This window comes from Streptomyces sp. NPDC052687 (assembly GCF_040678395.1).
In the GTDB taxonomy this organism is placed as follows: Bacteria; Actinomycetota; Actinomycetes; order Streptomycetales; family Streptomycetaceae; genus Streptomyces.
Genome location: NZ_JBFATR010000085.1, coordinates 1 through 10,438, shown reverse-complemented (window position 1 = coordinate 10,438; position 10,438 = coordinate 1). Strand labels below are relative to the sequence as shown.

At 74.3% G+C, this 10,438-nt stretch carries 9 protein-coding genes and 2 pseudogenes; 7 read left to right on the top strand and 4 right to left on the bottom strand.

The window, feature by feature from the left end:
* The 3 genes and pseudogenes from AB0K92_RS32950 to AB0K92_RS32940 form a co-directional block, all read left to right on the top strand.
* Positions 1-537, top strand: a pseudogene (locus tag AB0K92_RS32950) (glucose-6-phosphate isomerase); the annotation flags it as partial.
* A 5-nt stretch (positions 538-542) separates the two neighbouring features.
* The gene (gene gnd, locus AB0K92_RS32945; protein WP_365928947.1) at positions 543-1,424 is read left to right on the top strand and encodes a phosphogluconate dehydrogenase (NAD(+)-dependent, decarboxylating); all 882 of its coding nucleotides are present in this window, start codon (positions 543-545) and stop codon (positions 1,422-1,424) included.
* Between the two features lie 107 nt (positions 1,425-1,531).
* Positions 1,532-3,004 (top strand): membrane-associated oxidoreductase, encoded by a 1,473-nt coding sequence (locus AB0K92_RS32940; RefSeq protein WP_365928946.1) that lies wholly within the window; start codon positions 1,532-1,534, stop codon positions 3,002-3,004.
* Here the strand turns inward: AB0K92_RS32940 and AB0K92_RS32935 are convergent.
* Positions 2,981-3,439 (bottom strand): PPOX class F420-dependent oxidoreductase, encoded by a 459-nt coding sequence (locus tag AB0K92_RS32935; RefSeq protein ID WP_365928945.1) that lies wholly within the window; start codon positions 3,437-3,439, stop codon positions 2,981-2,983. The genes AB0K92_RS32940 and AB0K92_RS32935 overlap by 24 nt on opposite strands.
* An 85-nt stretch (positions 3,440-3,524) precedes the next feature.
* On the opposite strand from AB0K92_RS32935, the gene AB0K92_RS32930 reads away from it, so the two are divergent.
* The 3 genes from AB0K92_RS32930 to AB0K92_RS32920 all read left to right on the top strand — a co-directional run bounded on the left by AB0K92_RS32930 (position 3,525) and on the right by AB0K92_RS32920 (position 6,923).
* Positions 3,525-4,118, top strand: coding sequence for a TetR/AcrR family transcriptional regulator (locus AB0K92_RS32930; RefSeq protein WP_365928944.1), 594 nt, complete (start codon positions 3,525-3,527; stop codon positions 4,116-4,118).
* Positions 4,115-5,497, top strand: a complete 1,383-nt coding sequence (locus AB0K92_RS32925) for an MFS transporter (RefSeq protein ID WP_365928943.1) — start codon at positions 4,115-4,117, stop codon at positions 5,495-5,497. The genes AB0K92_RS32930 and AB0K92_RS32925 overlap by 4 nt, the downstream gene beginning before the upstream one ends.
* A gap of 169 nt (positions 5,498-5,666) precedes the next feature.
* Complete coding sequence (locus AB0K92_RS32920; protein WP_365928941.1) at positions 5,667-6,923, top strand: serine hydrolase domain-containing protein; 1,257 nt, start codon at positions 5,667-5,669, stop codon at positions 6,921-6,923.
* Between the two features lie 83 nt (positions 6,924-7,006).
* On the opposite strand, the gene ribA is transcribed toward AB0K92_RS32920, so the two are convergent.
* Positions 7,007-7,666: a GTP cyclohydrolase II gene (gene ribA, locus AB0K92_RS32915; RefSeq protein WP_365928940.1), complete on the bottom strand. Its 660-nt coding sequence runs from the start codon at positions 7,664-7,666 to the stop codon at positions 7,007-7,009.
* A gap of 40 nt (positions 7,667-7,706) precedes the next feature.
* On the opposite strand from ribA, the gene AB0K92_RS32910 reads away from it, so the two are divergent.
* Complete coding sequence (locus AB0K92_RS32910) at positions 7,707-8,516, top strand: creatininase family protein (RefSeq protein WP_365928939.1); 810 nt, start codon at positions 7,707-7,709, stop codon at positions 8,514-8,516.
* A 104-nt stretch (positions 8,517-8,620) separates the two neighbouring features.
* On the opposite strand, the pseudogene AB0K92_RS32905 reads toward AB0K92_RS32910, so the two are convergent.
* Both AB0K92_RS32905 and AB0K92_RS32900 read right to left on the bottom strand, forming a co-directional pair.
* Positions 8,621-9,427 (bottom strand): annotated as a pseudogene (locus AB0K92_RS32905) (lysylphosphatidylglycerol synthase transmembrane domain-containing protein); the annotation flags it as partial.
* Positions 9,424-10,347, bottom strand: coding sequence for a methyltransferase domain-containing protein (locus tag AB0K92_RS32900; protein WP_365928948.1), 924 nt, complete (start codon positions 10,345-10,347; stop codon positions 9,424-9,426). The pseudogene AB0K92_RS32905 and the gene AB0K92_RS32900, both read right to left, overlap by 4 nt.
* Between the last annotated feature and the right edge of the window lie 91 nt (positions 10,348-10,438).

Genomic DNA, 10,438 nt, shown 5'->3' with positions numbered 1-10,438 from the left:
TGGCAGACCGGCCCGGTGGTCTGGGGCACGCCCGGCACCAACGGCCAGCACGCCTACTACCAGCTCATCCACCAGGGCACCAAGCTCATCCCGGCCGACCTGATCGGCTTCGCCCGCCCCGCCGCCGAACTGAGCGACGACCTCAAGGCCCAGCACGACCTGCTGATGGCCAACCTGTTCGCGCAAGGACAGGCGCTGGCGTTCGGCAAGACCGCGGACGAGGTCCGCGCGGAGGGCGTCGCCGAGGAGCAGGTCGCACACCGCACCTTCCACGGCAACCACCCGACGACCACGATCCTCGCCCCCGCGCTGACCCCGTCGGTGCTGGGCCAGCTGATCGCGCTGTACGAGCACAAGGTGTTCGTGCAGGGCGCCGTGTGGAACATCGACTCCTTCGACCAGTGGGGCGTCGAGCTGGGCAAGGTCCTCGCCAAGCGCGTCGAACCGGCGCTCACCGAGGGCGCCGACGTGCCCGGCCTCGACCCCTCCACCGCCGCCCTCGTCGCGGCGTACCGCGACCTCAAGGAAGAGAAGTAATCATCATGCAACTCGGACTCATCGGCCTGGGCAAGATGGGCGGCAACATGCGCGAGCGGATCCGCCGCGCCGGCCACACCGTCATCGGTTACGACCGCAACCCCGAGCTGTCCGACGTGAGCGACCTCGCCGAACTCGTCGAGCGGCTGGACGCGCCCCGCACGGTGTGGGTGATGGTCCCGGCCGGCGCGCCCACCCAGTCCGTCATCGACGAGCTGGGGGACCTGCTGGAGCCCGGCGACACGGTCGTCGACGGCGGCAACTCCCGCTGGAGTGACGACGAGAAGCACGCCGCCGAGCTGGGCGCGAAGGGCATCGGCTTCGTCGACGCCGGTGTCTCCGGCGGCGTGTGGGGCCTGGAGAACGGCTACGCGCTGATGGTCGGCGGCGACAAGGAGCACGTGGACCGGATCCAGCCGATCTTCGACGCGCTGAAGCCGGAGGGGCCGTACGGCTATGTCCACGCGGGCAAGGTCGGCGCGGGCCACTTCGCGAAGATGGTCCACAACGGCATCGAGTACGCGATGATGCAGGCCTACGCCGAGGGCTGGGAGCTGCTGGAGAAGGTCGACTCGGTGACCGACGTCCGCGAGGTGTTCCGCTCCTGGCAGGAGGGCACGGTCATCCGGTCCTGGCTGCTGGACCTGGCGGTCAACGCCCTCGACGAGGACGAGCACCTGGAGAAGCTGCGCGGCTACGCGGAGGACTCCGGCGAGGGCCGCTGGACGGTGGAGGCCGCCATCGACAACGCCGTGCCGCTGCCCGCGATCACGGCCTCGCTGTTCGCGCGGTTCGCCTCGCGTCAGGACGACTCGCCGCAGATGAAGATGATCGCCGCGCTGCGCAACCAGTTCGGCGGGCACGCCGTCGAGTCGGCGAAGAAGTAGACGCCCTGGGGAGGACCTTCCGTTCCGCTCGCCTCGTCGCCGAGCGGAACGCCCTGCCCCACGGCGTGAGTTGACACTGCCCAACGGGCCCGCCAGAGTCGCGGCTGATGGAGATCGACGATCTGACACCGGCCGAACTGCGCGTCTGGCGGGCCTTCGCCCGCGGTGAGCGGGTCGACTTCCGCACCCGCGACGGCGAGGACGCCGCGGACGGGGCCTCCTGGGGTCCCGAACGCACCCTGCGCGCCCCGGTGCTGAAGGCCCTGCTGCTGCGCGCGCCGCAGGAGGACGGCGAGATCGCGGCCATGAAGGTCAGCGGCGCCCGGATCACCGGCCCGCTCGACCTCACCCACGCCCTCCTCGACTCCCATCCGGTCCGCCTCAGCCACTGCCACTTCACCGACCGGCCCGAGCTGTACGGCATCCAGCTGCGCCGGCTCAGCCTGCACGGCTCCGTCCTCCCCGGCCTCGGCCTCGGCAGTGCCCGCGTCGACGGCACCCTGCGGCTGAGCGGCTGCCGGATCTCTGGGCCGGTGCAGCTCGCGGGCACCCAGATATCCGGCGCGCTCTTCCTGGAGGACGCCGAGCTGAGCGCGCCGGACGGGGCGGGGCCGGCGCTCAAGCTCAACCAGGCGGTGATCAGTGACGACCTGTGGGCGCCCCGGCTGCGCGCCCGCGGCGAGATACGGCTGAACGGCGCCTCGGTCACCGGCTCGGTCGACCTCAGGGAGGCCCGGCTCGACCGGGACCCGGACCGGGGCATCGTCATCGACGCCCAGACCCTCACCGTGGAGGGGGACTTCCTGCTGCGGGAGGCCCAGGTGCACGGCTGGGTCGGACTGCGCGGCGCGCGGATCGCGGGCCGCCTGGACCTGTCGTACGCCCGGCTGTCCAACCCCTCCGACGCGGCGCTGCGGGCGACCAGCGCCACCATCGGGGAGCTGTGGCTGCGCCGGGGACCGGCGATGGAGGGCACGCTGAACCTGCGCCGCGCCCAGGTCGAGGTGCTGTTCGTGGAGCCGGAGATGCTGCCGCGGCGGGTGCTGATCAGCGGCCTCGGCTACACCTCCCTGACCCCGCACGAGCCCGCGGAGCGGCGGCTGCCGATGCTGGAGCGGGACGGCGACGGCTATGTCCCGCACGCCTACGAGCAGTTGACCGCCGCCTACCGGCGGATCGGCGACGATCACGCGGCCCGGCTGGTCCAGCTCGCCAAACACCGCCGGCACCGCTCCACCCTCCCCTGGCACGGCCGGCTGTGGGGCCATGTCCAGGACGCCGCCGTCGGCTACGGCTTCCGGCCGATGCGGGCCTTCGGCTGGCTGCTGTCCCTGCTCGCCGTCGGCTCGGTCGCCTACGCCCTGGAGCATCCGCCGCCGCTGAAGCCGGGCGAGGCGCCGGACTTCAACCCGGTGTTCTACACCCTCGACCTGCTGCTGCCGGTGATCTCCTTCGGGCAGGAGGCCGCGTTCGCGCCCGAGGGCCGGCACCAGGCGCTGTCGTACGTCCTGGTCCTCACCGGCTGGATCCTGGCGACGGCCGTGGTCGCCGGTGTGTCACGGACCTTCAACCGGCTCTGACAGCCCCTGGCGGGGCGGGATGCCGTACACCCGCTCGACGCGCAGTCGCAGCACCAGGCGCCGGTCGCGGACCATGGCGGCCCGGTAGTCGTCCCAGTCGGGGTGCTCGCCGCGGACGGCGCGGTAGAGGCGGATCAGTTCCTCGACCGTCTCGTCGTGCGGGTCGCGGGCGACGGGCGAGAGGTCGGCGGTGCCCTCGGCTACCGCGTAGGCCCAGCGGTCGGCGGTGGTGACGTGGTACGAGGCGCGGGGATCGCGACGCAGGTTGCGGGTCTTGGCGCGGTCGTCGGTGACGGAGACACGCAGGATCCGCTCGTCCGGGTCGTAGGCGTGGCTGACGTTGGACAGCTGGGGGCGGCCGTCGCGTTTGAGGGTGACGAGCACTCCGTCGTGACTCGCGGAGAGCAGGTGCAGCAGGGCGTCGTCCTGGGTCATGCGTCGGTCAACTCGTCCGCGGCGGTCCGCATTCCCGCGGCAGCACGAGTAGACAGTGTCTACGGCGACCTGGTAGACACCGTCCATGACTGTGGCGGAAGATCGGGAGCCCGGGGGCCTGCGCGCCCGGCTGGTGGAGGTCGGCGTCGACCTGGTGAACCGGGAGGGCGCCCGGGCGCTGACCCTGCGGGAGATCGCCCGCAGGGCCGGGGTCTCCCACGGAGCGCCGCGCCGCCACTTCCTCACCCATCGGGAACTGCTGTCGGCGATCGCCCGGCGGGGCTTCGAGACGCTGGGCGAGCGGGTGAGCGAGGCGGTCGGGGACGGTACGGCGAGCCCGCGCGAGCAGATCGCCGCGCTCGGCCGGGCCTACCTGCGGTTCGCGCTGGACCACCCCGGCATGTTCGAGCTGATGTTCCGTCACGACCTGTTGGCCAGCGGGCACTTGCGGCTGCGGGACACCAGTCTGCCGCTGTTCGGCGTCCTGGTGGAGCTGGCCGGCCGGGCCCGTCCCGACGCCGACGCCCGGGCGGTGGCGGGCGCGCTGTGGGCGAACCTGCACGGCATGGCCCAGCTGTGGAGCTGGGGAAGTCTGCAACTCGCCACCGGCAGCGAGGACTTCGGCCCGCTGCTGCACATGGCCGTCGACGCCCATCTCGGCCCCGGGCCGGGCCGGTGAACCGCCGCCTGGCGCTGGCGAGCAGCGTCGCGGGGGCGGTGGTGGTCGCCCTGGACGGCACCCTCCTGACGATCGCCCAGCCCACCCTGCAACGGGACCTCGGCGCCTCCTTCGCGCAGGCGCAGTGGACCACGACCGGGTATCTCGTGGCGGTGGCCGCGCTGCTGGTGTTCGCCGGGCGGCTCGGCGACCGGTACGGGCACCGGCGGCTGTTCGGCCTCGGCATGCTCGGCTTCGCCGCCGCGTCGGCCGGGATCGGGCTGGCGCCCGACATCGGCTGGGTGATCGCGCTGCGGGTGGCCCAGGGCGTGTGCGGAGCGCTGCTCCAGCCCGCCACGCTGGGCATGCTGCGCGCCGCCTGCCCGCCGGACCGGCTGCGCGGCCCCCTCGCCGCGCGCACCGCCGCGATCGGGGTGGCGGCCGCCGCGGGTCCGCTGCTCGGCGGGGCGCTGGTGACGGAGCTGGGCTGGCGCGCGGTGTTCTTCGCGCACGTCGCACCGGCCGCGCTCTTCGGACTGCTGGCCCTGACCGCCCGTACCCCGGAGCCGCCGCGCCTCGTCGTACGGCTCGATCTTCCCGGCGCGCTGCTGCTCGCCCTGACCCTGGCCGCCCTGGTGCACGGCCTGGCCGGCGTCGCGGACTCCGGCGGGCTCGCCTCGGCGGCACCGGCGCTGGAGGTCGCCGCCGTCGCCGCCATGGTCCTCGTCCGGCACGAGCGGCGGACCGCGCACCCCCTGCTGCCCGCGGGCGTGGTGCGCTCCACGGCCGTCCGGTCCGCGCTCGGCGTACTGGTCATCGCGTCCGCCGCGCTGCACGGGGCGCTGTTCGTCTGCGTCTACCTCCTCCAGGACACCCTCGGGCTCACGGCGTTCGAGAGCGCCCTGCGCAGCCTCCCCCTGGCCCTGTTCCTGATCGCCTCCGCTCCCCTGGGCGCGGTCCTGCTGCGCCGGGCGGGCGCGCGGCGCACGATCGTCACGGCCCTGCTCGTGCTCGCCGCGGGTGTCGCGGCCCTCTCCGCCGCGTCCGCCCTCCTCCCCCTCACCGCCGGCTTCGCGCTGGCCGGCGCCGGCTTCGGCACGGTGATGGTCGCGGCCACCCACGTCGCCCTGCGGCACGCCCCCGCCGACGCCTCCGGGGTCACCGGCGGCCTCCAGCAGACCGCGCTGAACGTCGGCCCGGCCCTGGGTGTGGCCGCGGCGACCCTGCTCACCCATCTCGGCTCCCTGCGCACCCCGCTGCTGGCCTTCGCCGTGCTGTGCGGGGCGGGCGCGGTGCTCGCGTGCGCACTGCCGGGGCGGGCGGCGCGGGAGGACGCTGAGCAGGCCGAGCGGGACGGGCGGGACGGCGCGGCGGCGGTGGCCGGACGTGAGACCGGGTGAGGCCGCCGGCGACGCCCCGTGGGCGGCTGGTCACGCACCTGAGCGAGGGGGCGGGCAGACGCCCCCCACAGGGCGCGGCGTGCCGCAGGTAAGAGGGACGATGAGGTCTGAGGGCGTCCGCATGGGGTATGCCCGATCGCACCTCGAACGACGCGATCGGAGGAGAGCGATGGCACAGCTGCGCACAGAGGTCGAACCGGAGGCCGTGGGACTGGACGCGCGGGCGCTGGGGCGGCTGGACCGGCACTTCGCCCGGCAGGTGGACGACGGGCGGCTGCCCGGCTTCCTCGTGGCCGTCGCGCGCGGCGGCCGGGTCGCCCACCTCACCACGTACGGCCACCGGGACATCGCCGCCGGGGCGCCGGTGCGGCCGGACACGCTGTGGCGGATCTACTCCATGACGAAGCCGTTCACCGCGGTGGCCGCGCTGCTGCTGGTGGAGGAGGGACGGCTCGCGCTGGACGACCCGGTGGACCGGTACCTGCCGGAGTTCGCCGACGCCCGTGTGTACGTGGAGGGCTCCGGCGCCGATGTGCGTACGCGGCCCGCGGCCGGGCCCATACGCGTCCGGCATCTGATGACGCACACCGCGGGCCTGACCTTCGCCTTCTACCACACCCACCCGGTCGACGCGCTCTACCGCGAGGCCGGTCTGGACTCGTCGGTGGCGCCGGGCACCGACCTGGCGGGCACGGTCGAGGTGTACGCGCGGATGCCGCTCCAGTTCGAGCCGGGGACGCAGTGGAACTACTCGGTGGCCAGCAACGTCCTCGGCCGGATCATCGAGGTGGTGTCCGGGCAGCCGCTGGACGTGTTCTTCGCCGAGCGGATCTTCCGCCCGCTGGCCATGCCGGACGCCGGGTTCGAGGTCGACGGGGAACAGGCGGGTCGGCTCGCCGAGTTGTACGGCGAGAAGGAGGACGGCAGCGGGATCGAGCCGATCCGTGGGCTGCCGCTGCACGGCCGGCCGCGGTTCCTGTCGGGCAGCGGCGGCATGGTGGCGAGCGCGTACGACATCCACCGGTTCATGGAGTTCCTGCGCCGCCGCGGCGAACTGGACGGCGTGCGCCTGCTCGCCCCGCAGACCGTCGACCTGATGACCGCGAACCAACTGCCCGGCGGCGCCGACCTGCGCTCCTTCGGCAGCCACCCGGCGCACGACGCACCCGGCAACGAGGGCGTCGGCTTCGGGCTCGGCGTGTCCGTGGTGATCGACCCGTCCCGCACCCAGGCGCCCTCCGGTCTCGGCACCTTCGGCTGGAGCGGGGTGGCGACGACGACGTTCTGGGTCGACCCGAGCCGCGACCTGACCGTGCAGTTCCTCACCCAGCTGCGGCCGCGGGGCTCGCACACCGTGTACCCGGATCTCAAGCGGCTGGTCCACGAGGTGGTCGCACCGCTGTCGTCCCCGTCGTCGACCCGCTGAGCCGGTTCCTCCACCGTCGCGGGCGCGGGGGCGGCCCCCTCCCGCCGGGGCCGCCCTTGCCGTGACCCGTCCCCCGCGCCCGTTCAGGACCAGTGGGCCACCGCGTCCAGGTGGGGCAGATGGTGGTCCATCCGCTCCCGCTTGGTGCGCAGGTAGGTGATGTTGTTCTCGCACGGCGGGATGAGCAGCGGCACCTGCTCGGCGACCTGTATGCCGTGCCGCAGCAACGCCTCCCGCTTGCCGGGGTTGTTGGACATCAGCCGCACCGACCGTACGCCCAGGTCCTCCAGGATCCTGGCGGCGGACCCGTAGTCGCGGGCGTCCACCGGCAGGCCCAGCGCCAGGTTCGCCTCGACCGTGTCCAGGCCCTCCGCCTGCAGCGCCATCGCCCGCAACTTGCCGAGCAGCCCGATGCCACGGCCCTCGTGCCCTCTCAAGTAGACGACGACACCGGCCCCGTCGGCCACCACCGCGCGCAGCGCCGACGCCAGCTGGTCGCCGCACTCGCAGTGCCGTGAGCCGAACGCGTCGCCGGTCAGGCACTCCGAGTGCAGCCGGGTCAGGACACCCTCGGCGCCGAGTTCGCCGTGGACGAGCGCCACTTGCTCCTCACCGCGGTCGTGGTCGAGATATCCGATCGCCTGGAATCGTCCGTACACGGTCGGCAGCGGGGCATTCACCACGCGTTCCACGCCGGTGCGGTGCGCCGGCTTTCCGCCGATGACGCCGATGTTTTCTGTCATGATCTGAGTTCCTCAAACAGAGACGAAAGGCCGTGAAGAAATGAATGGTTCGGGTCTGTTGCCGGCGGACACCACGGAGGACGTACGCGCTCGGGGGGCCGGTGTGCCACGGCAGGTCGCCGTTCTTCCGGTGGGGAGTTTCGAGCAGCACGGCCCGTACCTTCCGCTGGCCACCGACACGCTCGTCGCCTGCGCGATAGCCCGGGACATCGCCGCCGCGTACCCGGTGCACCTCCTTCCTCCGGTGACCGTCTCCTGCTCGCACGAGCACGCGGCCTGGCCGGGAACCGTCAGCATCTCCTCGGTGACCCTTCACGCGGTGATACGGGACATGGCGGCCTCGCTGCGCCGGTCCGGCGTCGAGGCGCTGGTGCTGGTCAACGGGCACGGCGGGAACTACGTCCTGGGCAACGTGGTCCAGGAGTCCGCCGCGCGCGGCGAGCGCATGGCCCTCTTCCCGGCCCCGGAGGACTGGGAGACGGCGCGGGAGCGGGCGAAGGTGGTGACCTCGCTGCTCACCGACATGCACGCGGGCGAAATAGAGACCTCCATCCTGTTGCACACGCATCCGGAATCCGTCCGCCCCGGATATGAGACGGCCGATTTCGTCGCCGACGACCGGCGTCATCTGCTCACCACCGGTATGTCCGCCTATACCGATTCCGGGGTCATCGGGCGGCCTTCCCTGGGCACCGCGGAAAAGGGGAAGGAACTGCTGGCGAGCCTGGTGGATTCCTTCGCCCCGTATTTCGAGCTGCTCACCACCACCGGGCCGGCCGCTTCCGGGGAAGCCGCCGCCGGGGAGGCCTCTGCCGGGTCGGCCGCCGCCGGGGATGCGGACCGGGTGTAGCGGCCCGCGGGGCGGCGGGCGGCGAGGGCCAGGGCGCCGGGCAGGCTCGCGGCGAGGCTCAGCACGCCGTAGACCACGGCGACCGCGAGGCCCTCGCCCGCGCCCAGCCCGGCGGCGCCGAACGACCAGGCGGTGACGCCTTCGCGGGGCCCCCAGCCGGCCACGTTCAGCGGCACGCTCATGGCGAGCAGCGCCAGCACCGCGAGCGGCAGCAGCACCAGCGCGGGGGCGTCGCTGCCGGCGATCCGGGCGGCGACCAGGAACATCGCGAGGTGCCCGGCCAGGACGACCACGGACGCGACGGCGACCTTCGGCCCGTCGCGCCGCGAGCACAGCGCCGCCCGGACCTCCGCCCCGAGCCGTCCCCTTGTACGCCCCCTAGGTCCCCGGTTCAGCCGTACTGCCACCCCGACCGCGACCGCGCCCAGCGCGGCGACGGCCACCGGCAGGGCGAGCTGCCGGGCCTCCGCGCGCACCGGGGACGGCACGGCCAGCAGGATGCCCGCGCCGGCCACCGCCAGCACCGCCTGCCCGGCGGCCCGTTCGAGCACCACCGCCCGCACGCCCCGGCCGAGGTCGCCCGCGTCGCGCCCGTGCCGTACCGCCCGGTGCACATCGCCGAGGACGCCGCCGGGCAGGGCGGCGTTCAGGAACAGCGCCCGGTAGTAGTCCGCCACCGCCGGCCCGTACGGCAGCGCGATGCCGAGCCCGCGGGCCACCAGCTGCCAGCGCCACGCGCTGCACGCGGTGGTGACCACGCCGATGCCGACCGCCACCGGCACGGCGGTGCCGTCGATCCGCCGCAGACCGTCCAGGAAGGGGCCGGTGCCCAGCCGCCAGAGGAGTACGGCGAGGAGGGCGACGCCGGCGGCGGTGCCGAGGTGGGCGCGCAGCGCGCGGGACGGTGTCACGACGCCCCGTTCGCCGGGCGGGGCAGCGCCAGCAGGTCGCTGTGGTGGACCGTGACCCGCAACTCGCCCGCCGCGCAGGCCGCGAGGCGGGCCGCCAGGTACTTCTGGGCGGGCGCGGCGAGTTCGGGGCGCTGCTCGACGGCGGCCCCCACCCAGCCGCGCAGCCACGGCACGATCAGCGCGGCGTCGCCGGGGCCGAGCCGCCAGGGGCTCGACCGCACCCGCAGGGTGGCGCCGAGGTCGGTGAAGGCCTCGCAGGCCGCGTCGACCGCGTCCGGGCCGAGCAGCCCGGAGCGCCGCTGGTGGGTGTTGAACGCCTCGGTGATCTCGCCGTCCAGCGGGTCGCGCGGGGTCAGTTCGACCCGGCCGGCCACCGACAGCGTCAGCAGCGCCGGGCATCCGGCGCCCGCGCAGGCGGCGGCGAGGGTGTCGACCTCGTCGCGGGTGAGGACGTCGAGCAGCGCGGACGCCGTCACCAGGGAGGCGCCCGCGAGGGCGTCGGGGGTGAGCCGGGCGAGGTCGCCGCGCCGGGTCTCCACCGTGACGCGGCTGCCGTCGGCGGCGGAGCGCGGGGCGGCCACGGCCGCGAAGTGCAGCAGATAGGGGTCGCGGTCGTGCAGCACCCAGTGCTGCGCGCCGTCGAGCCGGGGCGCCAGCCAGCGGCCCATCGAGCCGGTGCCGCAGCCCAGGTCGTGCACGACGAGCCCGCGGGAGCGCCCCGGCAGGTTGGCCAGCCGGATCCGCAGCGGGTCCAGCAGCTCGCCCGACCGCGCCGCCGCGTCGGCGCCCTCCCGCAGCCGCAGCCACTCGGGCGCGTACCGCGGCGCATCTCCGGAGTCGCTGTCCTCCCGCAGCCGCACGGTAGGTCGCTCCCCGGGCCGCCCTGCCGCCGGCTCGGCCGGTCCCGCACCGGGGATCACCGCGGACGCCCCCGGCTCGGTCGGACCCGCACCCGCGATCACCGCGGGCGCCCCCGGCTCCCGTGTCGCGCCCGGCGGCACGTGCGCTGCC